Source organism: Streptomyces sp. NPDC058231 (assembly GCF_042882275.1).
Classification (GTDB): Bacteria; Actinomycetota; Actinomycetes; order Streptomycetales; family Streptomycetaceae; genus Streptomyces.
Genome location: NZ_JBHVWN010000007.1, coordinates 1 through 14,909, shown reverse-complemented (window position 1 = coordinate 14,909; position 14,909 = coordinate 1). Strand labels below are relative to the sequence as shown.

Sequence of the window (14,909 nt, the reverse complement as noted above, 5' to 3'; positions counted from 1 at the left end):
GACCTGAACCGAACGGAAGTACGAGGCCGGAACCAGTGGGGGACCAAGGCGGAATCACCGTGGGGCGCGCCCTGGAACTGCCGGGGCTACGCAGCGGACTCCCCGAGGTGGTGGCCTGCGCGGACCGGCTGGACCGCACGGTGCGCTGGGTACACGCCGGCGAGGTGCCGAACATCGCGTCCCTGCTGAAGGGCGGTGAACTGCTGCTCACCACCGGCCTGGGGCTCGGCACCCGGCCGGCCGAGCAGCGCGCCTTCGTGCGCACGCTCGCCGACCGCGGGATCGCCGCTCTGGTGGTGGAACTCGGGCCGCGCTTCGGCAGGCTGCCGGCCTCGATCGTGGACGCCGCGCAGGCGGCCGGCCTGCCCCTCGTGCAGCTGCACCGCGAGGTGCCGTTCGTGACGGTGACCGAGGAGATCCACACCGAGATCGTCAACGGTCACTACGCGATGCTGCGGCAGGCCGAGGACGTGCACCGACGGTGCACCGAGGCGCTGCTGGACGGCGGCGGGGTCCCGCAGGTGCTCGGCATCCTCGCGCAGTTCACGGCCAACCCGGTCTTCCTGGAGACGGCGGACGGTCAGCTGCTGTACGCGGCGGGGACGGAGGCAGGACCGGTCTCCGCCGATCCGCTCCAGGTCTGGGACGGGATGCGCGGCGACCGCGCGTCCCGGGAGGCGCCGCCCGCGGGTTCGGTGCTGGTGGATGTGCCGGGCGGCGGCCCTGGAGCCGGTTCGGTACGGGCCAGGCTGGTGCTGCTCGCCGTGTCGGGGCCGCTGACGGCGGTGGACCGGATGGCCGCGGAGCGGGCCGCGGGCATCCTCGCCGTGGTGCTGATGCAGGCCCGGCAGGAGGAGGAGCTCGCCGCGCGCGGCCGCGGCGACTTCCTGACGGATCTCGCGGAGGGCCGGATCGCCCCGGAGGACGCACCCGCGCAGGCCCGCGTGCTGGGCTTCCGGCCGGGTGAGGCTCCCCTGCTGCCGGTGGTGATGCGGCTGGCCCCGGAGCTGTCCCCGTCGGGCAACTGGGCACTGCTGGCGCGCGCGGTCCTGGAGGAGCTCTCGTCGGTGGGCGTGCCGGTGCTCCTCGGTGTACGCCCCGTGGAGGGACGGGTTCCGCTGCTGCTCGGCCTGCGGCCCGGGACGGAGCGCACAGCGGTGGCCGACCGGGTCGCGGCGGCGCTGCGAGCGGGTGTCGAGCGGGCCGGACTGGAACGGGCCGGCTCGCACCCGCCGGTCGTGGTGGTCGGGGTCGCCGGCGGCTGGGCGGTGGCCGGAGCGGGGCTGCGGCACGCGGCGGAGACGGCGGCGGCCGCGCACGGCCTCGGTGACCGGCCCTGGTACGACGCCCGCCGCCTGGACATCGACCTGCTGCTGTGGCGGCTGCGCGACCACCCCGACCTGGCGGCGTTCGTGGAACGGGCGATCGGCCCTCTGCGCGATCACGACCGCACCTCGCGCCCGCCGCTGCTGCCCACCTTGGAGTCGTATCTCGCCCACGCGGGCCGCAAGGCGGAGACGGCGCGCGATCTGCATCTGAACCGTCAGACGCTATACAACCGCCTGGCCCGGATGGGCGAACTGCTGGGTACCGACCTGGACGATCCCCAGACGGTGCTGGCCCTGAGTCTGGCCCTGAGAGCCCGCCGCCACGCCGGGCCTGCCACGTCCGGCGACTGAGCACCCGGCGGTCGGGCGGCCCGCCCGCCCGGCCTCACACGACGGGTTCACCACCCCCGCGCGACCGCCACCGGGTGGGTCAACTCGTCGTACACACTCAGCATTTGCGCGATCGTGTCGTCCTCCGTCGGCCAACTCGCCGCCTGCAGACGGCCCGCAGCGGCCATCCGCTCCCGGGCCTCCGGGTCCGACAGCAGACGCTCCACGGCGTGCGCCATCGCGTCCGCGTCTCCGTACGGTACGAGTTCGGCGGTGTCCCCCACGAGTTCGGGCACCCCGCCGGCCGCGGCGGCCACCAGCGGAACTCCCAGCCGCAGCGCCACCTGCGCCGGCACCGACCGCGCCTCCCACCGGCCGGGCAGCACGGCCAGATCGGCCGCGGCGAGCAGTCCGGCGACGCCTTCCCAGTGCCCGATCAGCCTGACGGGCAGCTCCTCGTCCAGGATCCGTCGCTGCAGAACGGCCCGCTCCCGCCCCTCCCCCGCGATGACCAGCAGAGGTACCGGGTCGAGCCGGCGCCACAGCCGCGCCGCGTCGAGCAGCGTGCCGTATCCGTGATGCGGCCCGAGGCTGCCGACGGATACGAGTAACGGCCGTTCCACAGCACCGAGTTCGGCCCGGATCTTGCCGTCGTCACGGACCGCGGCGGCGCCGCGCGGCACGGGAACGGCGATCGGTGCGAGCCGCGCGTCGCGCGCGCCCCGCTGCCGCGCCCGGTCGACCAGATCCGACGACGTACCGAACACAACGGCCGCCGCCCGGGCCGCTCTTCGCTCCACCACCTGAAGCATCCGGGCCCGGGCACCTTCCGCGTACGCCCGGGTGTGCCAGGTCAGAACCATCGGGGTGCGCCGCCCGCCGAGCGCGAGACCGGTGCGTACGGCGGCGTGCAAGCCGTGCGCGTGCACCACGTCCGCCCCCACGCAGGCGGACCGCAGCGCGGCGACGGCGGCGGGGTCGCTGCGTCGCGGTACGGCGACGAAGCGGGCACCCGTGGCGGCGAAGTCGTAGGCGCGGTCCAGTTCGGCCGGGGCGCAGACGGTGACCTGCACACCCCGTGCCACCAGCCCGGCGGCCAGCGAGCCGACGTGAGCGCTGCTGCCCGCGCTGCCTCCGCCCAGGACTTGGACCGTACGCAGCTGTGACACGTTGAATGGCTCCCGGAGCTACCGAGTCGGCGGAATGTGCACCGCCAAGGATGCCAGTCCGTACGCGCGTTCCGGCACCTCGGAGCCGTTGTTCCGTTGCCTGCAGCTACAACCGGGCAGGAGTTACCACCCGGACGGGTGAGCACAACGGTGCGATATTGCCAGGTCCGCCCGGCAACGCGTCACCTGCCCGGCACCACGGCAGCGATGCGGAAGCGCCGGGCGAGCCCACTGATCCGGTCGCCGTGCACCGCCGCAGCCACGACCCCCGCCGCATGGACGGCGAGCCCGGCCCGGCCACTCGCCACGACGATCGCGACACCGACGGCCGCGCCCAGGGCGTGGGCGCCCATGTCTCCGATCATGGTCCGTTCCGCCAGCTCGTCGGCGGTGAGGGCCGCCACGGCTCCCATCGGCGCGGCGGCGAGCCCGCCCCGGACCAGCCCCGGGGCCCCGAGGGCGAGCACGGTGGCGGTGGCGACGCCGGGCCGGAGATCGGTGAGGTTGACGAGATGGGCGGCTCCGGCGATCACGACGCCGGCGAGGATCCGGTCGGCCGGCCGCTCCTTGAGCAGGGCGCCCGCGGCGAGCCCGGCGGCCCCGATCCCGAAGAGCTTGACCGCGCCGCTGGTCACCTCGCCGTCCCGCAGCGCGGTCAGATGGGCACGGAACCCGCGGCGCGGATCGCCGGCGCCTGCGAGGTCGTCGTACGCGCCGCAGCCGCCCGCGGCCAGTACCGCGAGCACGGCGGCGGCCCTGGTGCGTAGTGGCAGCGGAAGGACGGCGGCCCCTGCCGCGGCGCCGAGGGCCACGGCAGGACCGGCGTACAGATCGACGGTGCGGCCCGCGTAGTTGGCGCGCTGCCACGCCGGGCGCGGCCGCCCCCTGAGCGCCCGGTACACCCCGCCCGTGACTCCGGCTGCGACGGCGCCTGCGGCGGCCCTGCTGATCACTGTTCCCATGTGGGCCAGGCTACGAAGCCGGCCCCGCACCCCTGGGCGTGGGGCCGCCGGGCACAGCGGTCCACGGCCCGTTACCCGTCCGCCCGGGCCGCGGCCAGCAGCTCCTCCGCGTGCGCCCGCGCCGTCTCCGAGTCCTCCTGCCCCGCGAGCATCCGGGACAGTTCCCGTACCCGTTCCTCGCCCTCCAGGACCGTGACACCGCTCCGGGTCACCGACCCGTCGACCGTCTTCTCGACCAGCAGCTGCCGGTCGGCGAAGGCCGCCACCTGCGGCAGGTGTGTGACGACGACGACCTGGGCGGATCTGGCGAGCTTCGCCAGTCGCCGGCCGACCTCGACGGCCGCCTTGCCGCCGACACCCGCGTCGACCTCGTCGAAGAGGTACGTGGGTACGGGGTCGGAACCCGCGAAGACCACCTCGACCGCGAGCATCACCCGGGACAGCTCGCCGCCCGAGGCGCCCTTGGCGATCGGCCGGGGCTGGGCGCCGGGGTGCGGGGCCAGCAGCAGTTCGACCTCGTCGGCGCCGGAAGGACCGTAGACCACGCTCCGCCCCCCGACGTCGATGCCGGACTCCTCGTCCGCCGCGTCGGTCTGCCGGATGTCGAACGAGACCCGGGCGTGCGGCATGGCCAGGGAGGCCAGCTCGGCGGTCACCGCTTCGGCGAAGCGCGCCGCCGCCTCCGTACGCGCATCGGTCAACGTCTGCCCGAGACCGGAGAGTTCGGCCCGCAGTGCGTCCCGCTCGGCGGTCAGATCGCCGATCCGGTCGTCGTCGCCCTCCAGCTCGGTGAGCCGGTCGGCCCCTTCTTCGGCCCAGGCGAGCACGGCGTCGATGTCCTCGCCGTACTTGCGGGTGAGTCCGGTGAGCGCGGCGCGCCGCTCCTCCACCGCAGCGAGCCGCAGCGGGTCGGCGTCCAGCTGGTCGGCGTACCCGGCCAGCTCGCCCGCCGCATCGCCGAGCAGGATGGAGATCTCCCCGATCCGGTCCGCGAGCGCGGCCAGCGCGGGGTCGTGGGCGCGGACGGCGTCCAGCGACCGCCCGGCGGCCGCGACGACGGTCGTCGCGTCGACGCCTTCCTGGTCCTCCGGGTTGCCCGCGAGCGCGGCGTGCGCGAGGGAGGCGGCGGAGGCGAGCGCCTCGGCGTGACCGAGCCGCTCGGCCTCGGCGGCGAGGTCGGTGTCCTCGCCGGGGAGCGGTTCGACGCCGGCGATCTCGCCGAGCCCGAAGCGCAGCAGATCCGCCTCCTGCGCGCGTTCGCGGGCGCGCGTGGTCAGCTCGTCGAGCTCGCCCGCGACGGCCCGCAGCCGCCGGTACGCCGCGGTGTACTCGGCGTGCGGCACGGCGACTCCGTCGCCCGCGTACCGGTCCAGGGCCTGCCGCTGCCGCGCCGGCTTGAGCAGCCCCTGCTGGTCGGTCTGGCCGTGCACGGCGACGAGTTCGTCGGCGAGTTCGGCGAGGACGCCCACCGGCACCGATCTGCCGCCCAGGTGGGCGCGCGAGCGCCCCTCCGCTGAAACGGTACGGCTGATCAGCAGCGCGCCGTCGTCGAGCTCGGCGCCCGCCTCCTCGGCCCGCACGGCTGCCGCGTCACCGGCGGACACCGTGATCCGCCCCTCGACGACGGCGGCCTTGGCACCGATCCGCACCAGGGCGGGGTCGGCGCGCCCGCCGAGCAGCAGCCCCAGGCTGGTGACGACCATGGTCTTGCCCGCGCCGGTCTCGCCCGTCACCGCGGTGAACCCGGGTGACAGCTCCACCACCGCGTCGTCGATGACCCCGAGCGACCGTATCCGCATCTCCTCCAACACGGACACGACCTTACGAGGTCCGGACCCCGGTGTGCGACGGACCCCGGCCGCGGATTCACTCTCCCGTGCTCCCGCGGCCGTGATCCGCCCCACCACCGGCCCGGGCGGGGGGCGCCCCGGTCAGTGCGGCGCGCCCCGCCACCCGGACACCGGCAGCGCGAACTTCGCCACCAGCCGGTCCGTGAACGAGGCGTGGTGCAGCCGGGCCAGCCGTACCGGAACCGCCCCGCGCCGCACCTCGACCCGTGCCCCGGCCGGCAGCTCCACGGACCTGCGCCCGTCGCACCACAGCACCCCGTGCGGCGTGTGCGGCTGGACCTCGACGGCGAGCACCGAGGTCGGCGACGTCACCAGCGGCTTGGCGAACAGGGCGTGGGCGCTGATCGGGACCATCAGCAGCGCCTCGACCTCCGGCCACACCACCGGTCCGCCCGCAGAGAAGGCGTACGCGGTGGAGCCGGTCGGGGTCGCGCAGACGATTCCGTCGCAGCCGAAGCCGGTGACCGGCCGGCCGTCGATCTCCAGGACGACTTCGAGCATCCGCTCGGGCGACACCTTCTGCACGGCCGCTTCGTTCAGCGCCCAGTCGGTGTGGACGATGTCGCCGTTGCTGTGCACCAGGACGTCGATGGTCATGCGTTCCTCGACCTGGTACGCGCGGGTGACGACCCGGTCGACCACCTTGTCCAGGTCGTCCCGCTCGGCCTCGGCGAGAAAGCCGACCCGGCCGAGGTTGACGCCGAGCATCGGCACCCCGGAGGCCCGGGAGAACTCGGCACCGCGCAGCAGCGTCCCGTCCCCGCCGAGCACGATCAGCAGTTCGCAGCCGTCCACGGCCGCGGGCGTGGCGTCCTCGACCGTCTCCACGGACGGCGGGAGCGGCAGATCAGCGGCCTCCGCGGCCAGGACCCTAACCCCGAGTCCGCTGCGCAGCAGTCCCTGCACGACGAGCTCGGCGCTGCGGATCGCGGCCGGCCGGCCGGTGTGTGCCAATAGAAAGACAGTTCGTGCCGCATTCGTCGTCAACGAGGCCCCTCCGCCACTGCACGGTCGACATCCGCGGGATCCAGTTCAGGTGCTCCGGTCCGCAGCCACAGAAAGTACTCGACGTTGCCGGACGGGCCGGGCAGTGGGCTCGCGGTGACTCCCCGCACTCCGAGCCCCAGCGCCCAGGCCCGGCGCGCCACCTCCCGTACCGCCTCGGCCCGCAGCTCCGGGCTGCGCACCACGCCCCCGCTGCCGAGCCGCTCCTTGCCGACCTCGAACTGCGGCTTCACCATCAGCACCAGGTCCGCGTCGGGGGCTGCGCAGCGCGCCAGCGCGGGCAGTACCAGCCCCAGCGGGATGAAGGACAGATCGCCGACCACCAGGTCCACCGCCTCTCCGTCGATCGCCTCCAGCGTCAACTCCCGCACGTTGGTACGGTCCTTGACGGTGACGCGTTCATCGGACTGCAGCGACCAGGCAAGCTGTCCGTAGCCGACGTCCACGGCGAGGACATGGCCGGCCCCGGCCCGCAGCAGCACGTCGGTGAAGCCGCCGGTGGACGCCCCGGCGTCCAGCGCCCGCCGCCCCTCGACCTTCAGCCCGAGGGGTATGAAGGCGGCGAGGGCCCCCGCGAGTTTGTGTCCGCCGCGCGAGACGTACTCGGGGTCGCTCTCGTCCTTGATGACGACGACCGCGGCGCTGGTCTCGACCTGGGTGGCGGGTTTGGTCGCGGTGTTCCCGCCGACGGTCACCCGCCCTGCGGCGATCAGCTGGCTCGCGTGCTCGCGCGAGCGGGCGAGATTACGGCGTACCAGCTCGGCGTCGAGGCGACGACGTGCCACTCCTGCCACGTTCGGTTCAGCTCCTGTTGTCGTACGAGGGCATCGGTGCGGGTACCGGTGCGGGTGCGGGCCGGGCGTCCAGCGCGGTCAGCGCGTCGCGCAGCCCACGGTGTACATCCTCGTACACCTCGATGTGTCCGTCCGCCGCGAGGTGGTCCGCGTCGGCCAGCCGCTCCAGCCACGCGTCCACCTCGGCGTTCGCGGTGGGGGTGCGCACGACGCCGAGGGGCGCGGGGGCGGCGGGCATCGGAGGAGGCCCGTCCGTCGCCGCCGGCTCCCCGCGCGCGGTCCCCGGCTCCGGCATCAAGTCGCTCATGCGGAAACGCTACCGCGAAGGGCTGGGGTACCGTCGGTCACGATGGCGACCATGGCGGAGTGCCGCAGCGCACTCGACAGACTTTCCGACAACCTCGCGACGGCCGAGGGCGACGTGCGCGGCGCGGCCGCGCTGAACCGCTCGTTGAGCTGCCACATCAAGGATCTCGGGATCACCTTCACCGGCCGTCTCCAGGACGGCCGGATCCAGGTGCTGGACACGGTCGAGGGACCGCCGAAGGAGAAGGCCGAGATCCGCCTCGCGATGACCGGTGACGACCTGGTGGCCATGGTGAACGGCGATCTGAACTTCGCGAAGGCCTGGGCGGCGGGTCGGGTCCGCCTGGAGGCGGGTCTCCGGGACCTCATGCGCCTCAGAACGCTGCTCTGACCCCGGAGGGACGCCACGCCGCAACCCGCCCGGATCGCTCCCGCACCGGCCGTGCGCGGCGAGGGCCGCTCGGCCCCCGCCCGCGAGGCGTCCGCGGGCCGCGCGCTGCCCGGCACGGCCCCCGCACCTCGTGGCTCAGGCGCCGACCGGGTCCACCGCCCGCGTGCCCCGTGCGGCGCGCGCTGCCGGAACCACCAGCGGCGTCCCCGTCTCCGGATCCGCGATCACCTGACACCGCAGCCCGAACACCCGTTCCACCAGTTCCGCCGTGACCACGTCCCCCGGCGCCCCCTGAGCGATGATCTCGCCGCCGCGCATGGCGATCAGATGCGTGGCGTAGCGCGCCGCGTGGTTCAGGTCGTGCAGTACGGCCACCAGCGTGCGCCCCCGCGTCTCGTGCAGCTCCGCACAGAGGTCGAGGACGTCTATCTGGTGCTGGATGTCGAGGTACGTCGTCGGCTCGTCCAGGAGCAGCAGCGGCGTCTCCTGCGCGAGCGCCATCGCGATCCAGACGCGCTGGCGCTGCCCGCCGGACAATTCGTCGACATAACGATCGGCGAGCTCGTGGACCCCGGTCGACATCATCGACTCCTCGACAATGCGTTCGTCCTCGGGCGACCACTGCCGCAGCAGTCCCTGGTGCGGATACCGGCCGCGCGCGACCAGGTCCGCGACGGTGATCCCGTCGGGTGCGATGGAGGACTGCGGCAGCAGTCCCAGAGTCTTGGCGACCTTCTTCGCGGGCATCCCGTGGATCGCCTGACCGTCGAGGAGCACCTGTCCTCGGCTCGGCTTGAGCATCCGGGAGAGCGCCCGCAGCAACGTGGACTTCCCGCAGGCGTTGGGACCGACGATCACGGTGAACGAGTTGTCGGGGATCTCGACCGAGAGGTTCTCGGCGATGACCCGCTGGTCGTAGCCGATGGTCACCGAGTCCGCGGTGAGGCGCTGCATGGTCGTACTCCCGGAGTCGGTGGGAAGGGTCGTCGTGGTACTGGCCTGGCTGGGCGGATTCGCCGTCCGGCGGGACCTCATATGCGTCCCGCCTTGCGCTCCGTGACCAGCAGCCACAGCAGATAGCAGCCGCCGAGCACACCGGTGACGACACCCACCGGCAGCTGCCGGTCGCCGAAGGCGTCCATCGCGATCCAGTCGGCGACGAGCAGGAGCGCCGCTCCCATGAACGCGGCGGCCGCCAGATTGGGCCCGGGCGAGCGGGTCAGCCGGCGCGCCAGCTGCGGGGCGCTCAGCGAGACGAAGGTGATGGGCCCGGCCGCGGCGGTGGCGACGGCGACGAGCAGCACGGCGCAGCCCATCAGCACGAGCCGGGTGCGTTCCACCCGTACACCCAGCGCGTACGCGGCGTCGTCGCCCATCTCCATCATGCGCAGCGCCCGCCCGTGCCCGAGCACCAGTGGAATGAGCAACCCGCAGACCGCCAGCAGCGGCCAGACCTGCGCCCAGTCCCGCCCGTCCAGCGATCCGGTCATCCAGACGACGGCGCGGGTCGCGTCGACCAGGTTGGCCTTGGTGATCAGGTACTGCGTGGCGGCGGTGAGCATCGCGGCGGCGCCGATACCGACGAGCACCAGCCGGTACCCGTGCACGCCCCGCTTCCACGCGAGCAGATACACGGCGACTCCGGTGACCAGTCCGCCGACCACCGCCCCACCGGCGACCGCGGCCGCCCCGCCCTGGAGGAGAACGATCACAGTCAGCGCACCGACGGTGGCTCCCTGGCCGAAGCCGAGGACGTCGGGGCTGCCGAGCGGATTGCGGGAGACGGTCTGGAACACGGCGCCGCCGATGCCGAGCGCCGCACCGACCAGAAGCCCCACCAGGACCCGCGGCAGGCGCAGGTCCGTGACGATGAACTCCTGCTGGAAGGTGCCGTGCCCGAACAGCGTGCCGACGACCTCGCCGGGCGTCATCGTGTAGTCGCCGCTGCCGATGAGCACGATCGCGGCGCCGGCCGCGACCGCGGCGAGCAGCACGATCACCACGAACGCCCGGACATCCACCCGGAAGGAGAACCCCCCACCGGTCCGTACGGCCCGGACCGACCGGGCCGCCCCGGCCTCGCTCCTCGTGCGGGACTTCGTGACGCTCACAGCTGGGCCATCCTCTTGCGGCGTACGAGATGGATGAAGACGGGCCCGCCGAGCAGCGCGGTGACGATGCCGACCTGCAGCTCGGACGGCCGGGCGATCACCCGCCCCACCACGTCCGCGCCGAGCAGCAGCGCCGGTGAGAGCACGGCCGCGTACGGCAGGATCCAGCGCATGTCGGGACCGGTGATGGCGCGCACCAGGTGCGGGATCATCAGCCCGATGAAGACGATCGGCCCGCAGGCGGCGGTCGCGGCCCCGCAGAGCAGGGTGACGGCGATCATCGCGAGGACACGGGTGCGGACCAGGTGGGCGCCGAGCGCCCTGGCGGTGTCGTCGCCCATCTCCAGCGCGTTCAGCGGCCTGGCGATGAGCAGCGAGAGCACGACGCCGACCGCTATGAACGGCCACACCTTGCCGATGGTCTCCATGTTCGCCGAGGCCAGCGATCCGACGGTCCAGAACCGCAGCCGGTCAAGCGCCGCAGCGTCCAGCAGCTGTACGGCGTTCACGTAACCGAAGAGCGCCGCGCCGGCGGCGGTCCCTGCGAGGGCCAACCGCACGGGCGTCGCCGTCCGGCTGCCGCCGAGCAGGTACACCGCCACCGACACGACCGCGGCGCCGAGGAAGGCGAACCAGACGTATCCGGTCAGCGAGGTGACGCCGAAGAAGGTGATGGCGGACACGACGGCCGCCGACGCACCGGCGTTGACGCCGAGCAGTCCGGGTTCGGCCAGCGGGTTGCGGGTCAGCGCCTGCATCACCGCACCGGCGAGACCGAGCGCGGCGCCGACGATCAGCCCGAGCACGGTCCGGGGGATGCGCACATCCCGCACCAGGACGTCACCAGGGGTCCCCGAGGAATGGAACAGCCCGTGCCAGACGTCGGCGAGCGGCAGCGCCTTGGCGCCGACCGCGATGCTCACGAGGCACACCAGCACGAGCACGGCCACGGCGGACAGCAGGCCCACGGCACGTATCGCGTGGCGCCCGGGGGGCGCGGATGTCGCCGGCGCGGCTGTCGGACCTGCGCTCGGCTCTGGCGGACTCTCAACCAACACGTGGTTAGGTTAGCCTACCCTCCAAAGTCGGCGAGCCGCCGGACCACCCGGGCCGGCAGGACCGGGTCCTCCACGTCCGATTCATCCTCCAGGACACGGCACCCGCCGACGTGATTCCCGGTGAACTCCCCGAGGAATCTTCCCCCTTGCATCCACCCGGCAGCCCACGGCGCAGCCCGGAGGGGGCCCTACAGCCCGAGCCTGGCCACCGCCTTCCCCGCATCCAGGTCGCACGCTCCCTCGCCGGCGTACGACCAGGCCGCCGCGCACAGCGCCCGCAGCCCGTCGAGCACGTCACCGTCGCCCTGCAACGCCAGCTCGTCACCGCGCACCACCGCCGTCCAGCCACCGCAGCCGAACCCGCCGCCGGTCTCCGTGACCTCGGGCTGGCCGGTCAGCAGGCCGCGCAGGTCCGCGTCCACATAAGTGGGACGGTGTTCCGGCCCGGCCGCCACCAGCTGCGCCGCGTCCGTCACCCCGGTGAGCACCAGCAGCGAGTCCACCCCGCCGTTGAACGCACCCTCGATGTCGGTGTCCAGCCGGTCCCCGACCACCAGCGGCCGCTGCGCCCCGGTCCGCAGCACGGTCTCCCGGTGCATCGGGGGGAGCGGCTTCCCGGCGACCTGCGGCTCAGCACCGGTCGCGATCCGCACGACCTCGACCGCCGCACCGTTGCCCGGCGCGATGCCCCTGGCACTCGGAATCGTCAGATCGGTGTTGGACGCGTACCACGGCACGCCGCGGTTGATCGCGTACGCGGCCTCCGCGAACCGCCCCCACGCCATGTCGGAACCGCCGTATCCCTGCGCCACCGCCACCGGATCGTCGTCCGCCGACTCGACCGGTACCAGTCCGCGCTCGACCAGCGCCACCTTCAGCCCCTCGCCCCCGACCACGAGCACCCGGGCCCCGGACGGCAGCTGATCGGCCATCAACCGGGCCACCGCCTGCGCCGAAGTGATCACGTCCGCCGACTCGGCCGGTACCCCGAGCTCGGTCAGATGCTCCGCCACAGCCGCCGGTGGGCGCAGCGCGTTGTTGGTCACATACGCGAGGTGCATCCCGCCGTCGCGCGCCGTGCCCAGCGAATCGACAGCATGGGCGATCGCATGGCCGCCCGCGTACACCACACCGTCCAGATCCAGCAGAGCCGTGTCGTACGCCTCGCTGAGCGGGGTACTGATCCCGCGCGGCCGGGTCCTGCTCGCCTGACTCATATCTCTACGCTCCTCATGGCATGTTCTCCCCCGATCATCCCGCATCGCCGCAACGCACATACGATGCAGAAATGAACACACCGGGCCCCGCAGAGCAGGGACTGCGCCTGATCCCGTTCCGTGGACTGCGCTACGTCCCCGAGCGGGTCGGCAGTCTCGCCGCGGTGACCTCACCGCCGTACGACGTCGTCGTGCGCCCCGACGGGCTGCTCCACCTGGAGTCGGCCGACCCGCACAACATCGTCCGGCTGATCCTGCCGCAGGCCGACACGGCCGCGGCCCGACACCAGCAGGCCGCCGAGACCCTGAACCGCTGGCTCGAAGAGGGCATACTCGCCCCCGAGGCCGAGCCCGCGCTCTATGTCTACGAGCAGGGCAACGGCGAGATCCTGCAGCGCGGCATCGTGGGAGCGCTGGCGCTCTCCTCCCCGGCCGACGGGATCGTGCTGCCGCACGAGGACGTCATGGCCCATGTCGTCGAGGACCGTGCGAACCTGATGCGCACCACGGCCGCCCACTTCGAACCGCTGCTGCTGACCTACCGCAGCGACGGCCGTCCGACCGGCGCGACCGCGGTCATCGACCGCACCATCGACCGGCCGCCGCTCCTCGCCACGACCACGGAGGACGGCTACAGCCACCGGCTCTGGGCGGTCACCGACCCGGCCGACCGGTCCGAGATCGAGACCGACCTCGCCGGCCACCAGGCGCTCATCGCCGACGGCCACCACCGCTGGGCCACCTATCTCCGGCTGCAGCAGGAACACACCGTCCCCGGCCCCTGGGACTTCGGCCTGGTCCTCCTGGTCGACACGGCCCGGTACCCGCTGCGGGTCCGCGCCATCCACCGGCTGCTGCACCGGCTTCCCGTCGGCGACGCACTGGCCGCGCTGGACGGTGCCTTCCGGGTCCGCGACGTCGAGGGACCGCTGCCGGTGGCCCTCGACGTACTCGCGGCGGCTGCCGCCGAGGGCAACGCCTTCCTGCTGGCCGGCGACGGTCGCTTCCATCTCGTCGACCGCCCGGACGAGGCTCTGCTGACCCGCACGGTCCCTGCCGACCGCCCGCTCGCCTGGCGCACCCTCGACGCGACGGTCCTGCACGCGACACTTCTCGACCATGTGTGGCAGATCCCCGACACCCCGGAACACATCGCGTACATACACGACACCGCGGCAGCCGTGGAACAGGCCGAACGCAACAACGGCACGGCGGTCCTGATGCATCCGGTACGCGAAGAGGTCGTCCGGGACCTGGCCCGGCAGGGCGTCACCATGCCCCGCAAGTCGACCTCGTTCGGGCCCAAGCCGGCCACCGGCCTGGTCCTCCGGAGCCTCGCCCTCGACTGACCCCGGACACAAAAAAAGAGGGCGGCACCCCTTCCGGGATGCCGCCCTCTCTCCTGCCTTAGGCCTTCGCCGGCCCGTCCTCATCCGCATCGTCGGCTTCGACATCGGCTTCGACGTCGGTGCCGGAACCGGCTCCGGCCTCGGCCGACTCGTCGTCATGACCGAGGACGTCGACGAACTCGACTCCGTCCAGCTCGGCAAGGCGGTCCGACGCGTCGGTGGAGCCGTCCTTGTCGGCCTCCAGGGCCTTCGCGAACCACTCGCGGGCTTCGTCCTCGCGCCCCGCGGCCAGCAGCGCATCGGCGTACGCGTAGCGCAGTCGGGGCGTCCACGGGTGCACGGCGTTCGAGGCGAGCTCGGAGCTCTGCAGGGTGACGATGGCGGCGTCGATCTGCCCCATGTCCCGGCGTGCTCCTGCGGCCACCAGCCGCATCTCGACCTGTCCGGCCTTGTCCAGCTTCTGCACCTCGGGCTCGCCGGCCATGGCCATCGCCCGCTCGGGCCGGCCCAGTCCACGCTCGCAGTCGGCCATGACGGGCCACAGTTCCACCGAACCGGTCATCCGCTTCGCCGCCCGGAACTCGGCAAGCGCCTCCGCGTACTTCTGCGTCGCGTACGCGGCGAAGCCGGCGGCCTCACGCACGGCAGCCACCCGCGAGGCCAGCCGCAGTGCGATGCGCGAGTACGCGTATGCCTGCTCGGGGTCCTCATCGATGAGCCGGGCCACCATGACGAGGTTCCGCGCAACGTCCTCGGCCAGGGTCTTCGGCAGGCTCATCAGCTCCTGCCGCACGTCCTTGTCGATCTCGTCACCGGTGACGTCGTCGGGAATCGGAAGCCGCTTGATCGGCTCCCGGTCACGGTCGTCCCGCCGGTCGAAGCCACCACGGTCGTCGCGTCCGCGGTATCCGCCGCGCTCACGATCGTCGCGCTGCCCGCGGTATCCGCCACCGGAGCCGCCGCGGTTGTCGTCACGGCGGAAGCCACCACGGTCACCGCCGCTCGAAGGCCGACTGTCGTCGCGACGGAAACCGCCACC

Annotated in this window: 14 protein-coding genes; 3 read left to right on the top strand and 11 right to left on the bottom strand. The window is 73.1% G+C overall.

The window, feature by feature from the left end; all coding sequences use genetic code 11:
• Window positions 1-35: 35 nt before the first annotated feature.
• The gene (locus tag ACFVXE_RS06990) at window positions 36-1,679 is read left to right on the top strand and encodes a PucR family transcriptional regulator (RefSeq protein ID WP_389669941.1); all 1,644 of its coding nucleotides are present in this window, start codon (window positions 36-38) and stop codon (window positions 1,677-1,679) included.
• Window positions 1,680-1,726: 47 nt separating this feature from the next.
• Here ACFVXE_RS06990 and ACFVXE_RS06985 read toward each other — a convergent pair whose 3' ends face one another.
• From ACFVXE_RS06985 to ACFVXE_RS06960, 6 genes are all read right to left on the bottom strand, one after another.
• Window positions 1,727-2,827, bottom strand: coding sequence for a glycosyltransferase family 4 protein (locus tag ACFVXE_RS06985; RefSeq protein WP_389669939.1), 1,101 nt, complete (start codon window positions 2,825-2,827; stop codon window positions 1,727-1,729).
• Window positions 2,828-3,009: 182 nt separating this feature from the next.
• The gene (locus ACFVXE_RS06980; protein ID WP_389669937.1) at window positions 3,010-3,789 is read right to left on the bottom strand and encodes a hypothetical protein; all 780 of its coding nucleotides are present in this window, start codon (window positions 3,787-3,789) and stop codon (window positions 3,010-3,012) included.
• Between the two features lie 71 nt (window positions 3,790-3,860).
• Window positions 3,861-5,606, bottom strand: coding sequence for a DNA repair protein RecN (gene recN, locus ACFVXE_RS06975; protein ID WP_389669935.1), 1,746 nt, complete (start codon window positions 5,604-5,606; stop codon window positions 3,861-3,863).
• Between the two features lie 114 nt (window positions 5,607-5,720).
• Window positions 5,721-6,626, bottom strand: coding sequence for an NAD kinase (locus ACFVXE_RS06970; protein ID WP_389669933.1), 906 nt, complete (start codon window positions 6,624-6,626; stop codon window positions 5,721-5,723).
• Window positions 6,623-7,438 carry a TlyA family RNA methyltransferase gene (locus ACFVXE_RS06965; RefSeq protein ID WP_389669932.1) on the bottom strand — a complete coding sequence of 272 codons (816 nt, stop codon included), beginning with the start codon at window positions 7,436-7,438 and terminating at the stop codon, window positions 6,623-6,625. Before ACFVXE_RS06965 ends, ACFVXE_RS06970 begins: the two co-directional genes overlap by 4 nt.
• A gap of 7 nt (window positions 7,439-7,445) precedes the next feature.
• The gene (locus ACFVXE_RS06960; protein WP_389669930.1) at window positions 7,446-7,745 is read right to left on the bottom strand and encodes a hypothetical protein; all 300 of its coding nucleotides are present in this window, start codon (window positions 7,743-7,745) and stop codon (window positions 7,446-7,448) included.
• A gap of 42 nt (window positions 7,746-7,787) precedes the next feature.
• On the opposite strand from ACFVXE_RS06960, the gene ACFVXE_RS06955 reads away from it, so the two are divergent.
• Window positions 7,788-8,135, top strand: coding sequence for an SCP2 sterol-binding domain-containing protein (locus ACFVXE_RS06955; protein ID WP_389669929.1), 348 nt, complete (start codon window positions 7,788-7,790; stop codon window positions 8,133-8,135).
• A gap of 135 nt (window positions 8,136-8,270) precedes the next feature.
• On the opposite strand, the gene ACFVXE_RS06950 is transcribed toward ACFVXE_RS06955, so the two are convergent.
• The 4 genes from ACFVXE_RS06950 to ACFVXE_RS06935 form a co-directional block, all read right to left on the bottom strand.
• Window positions 8,271-9,089: an ABC transporter ATP-binding protein gene (locus ACFVXE_RS06950; protein ID WP_389669927.1), complete on the bottom strand. Its 819-nt coding sequence runs from the start codon at window positions 9,087-9,089 to the stop codon at window positions 8,271-8,273.
• 77 nt (window positions 9,090-9,166) lie between these two features.
• Window positions 9,167-10,246, bottom strand: a complete 1,080-nt coding sequence (locus ACFVXE_RS06945; RefSeq protein WP_389669925.1) for a FecCD family ABC transporter permease — start codon at window positions 10,244-10,246, stop codon at window positions 9,167-9,169.
• On the bottom strand, window positions 10,243-11,304 hold the full coding sequence (locus tag ACFVXE_RS06940; RefSeq protein ID WP_389669923.1) for a FecCD family ABC transporter permease: 1,062 nt from the start codon (window positions 11,302-11,304) through the stop codon (window positions 10,243-10,245). The genes ACFVXE_RS06945 and ACFVXE_RS06940 overlap by 4 nt, the downstream gene beginning before the upstream one ends.
• A 188-nt stretch (window positions 11,305-11,492) precedes the next feature.
• Window positions 11,493-12,521, bottom strand: coding sequence for an HAD hydrolase-like protein (locus ACFVXE_RS06935; protein WP_389669922.1), 1,029 nt, complete (start codon window positions 12,519-12,521; stop codon window positions 11,493-11,495).
• Window positions 12,522-12,592: 71 nt separating this feature from the next.
• Here ACFVXE_RS06935 and ACFVXE_RS06930 point away from each other — a divergent pair, with 71 nt between their 5' ends.
• Window positions 12,593-13,870 (top strand): DUF1015 domain-containing protein, encoded by a 1,278-nt coding sequence (locus ACFVXE_RS06930; protein ID WP_389669920.1) that lies wholly within the window; start codon window positions 12,593-12,595, stop codon window positions 13,868-13,870.
• A gap of 58 nt (window positions 13,871-13,928) precedes the next feature.
• Here the strand turns inward: ACFVXE_RS06930 and ACFVXE_RS06925 are convergent, their stop codons facing one another.
• Window positions 13,929-14,648, bottom strand: a complete 720-nt coding sequence (locus tag ACFVXE_RS06925; protein ID WP_389670114.1) for a tetratricopeptide repeat protein — start codon at window positions 14,646-14,648, stop codon at window positions 13,929-13,931.
• Window positions 14,649-14,909 lie beyond the last annotated feature (261 nt).